This window comes from Streptomyces sp. SID13726, from assembly GCF_010548375.1.
Classification (GTDB): domain Bacteria; phylum Actinomycetota; class Actinomycetes; order Streptomycetales; family Streptomycetaceae; genus Streptomyces.
In genome coordinates, this window is record NZ_JAAGLY010000894.1 from 1 (window position 1) to 382 (window position 382).

The window sequence follows — 382 nt, forward strand, 5'->3', positions numbered from 1 at the left end:
GGGACCCGACGCGGACGGTGACGGTCCGCGCGGAGAGCTCCCGGGTCCGCCGCAACCTCGGCGGCGTGCTCGCCCACCGCCCGTACCGCTTCGCGCAGGACGTGGAGGTGGAGCTGATCCGCCCCTCGAACCCGGCCGCGCTGCTGCCGCACTCCACGGCTCCGGCGGTGATCAGGGCCCGGCTGGGCCGGGCGGGGGCCGGCGTGATTCCCTGACCTGCATGAGCACCCTCACACTCACCACGTGGTCCCTGGAAATGGCCTCGCCGCAGGATCTGGTCCGGGCGGCCGTCCCAGGGTCTGAGATCAGCGTCCGGCGGGCGGAGGTCCCCTCGCCGGAGTTCAGCCGCTTCCTGTACGCCTCGGTGGGCGGTGACATCCAC

2 pseudogenes are annotated in these 382 nt (G+C 73.6%); both read left to right on the plus strand.

What is annotated here, in order from left to right:
- Nucleotides 1–215, plus strand: a pseudogene (locus G3I78_RS50855) (transcriptional regulator); the annotation flags it as partial.
- Between the two features lie 5 nt (nucleotides 216–220).
- Nucleotides 221–382 (plus strand): annotated as a pseudogene (locus tag G3I78_RS52720) (GNAT family N-acetyltransferase); the annotation flags it as partial.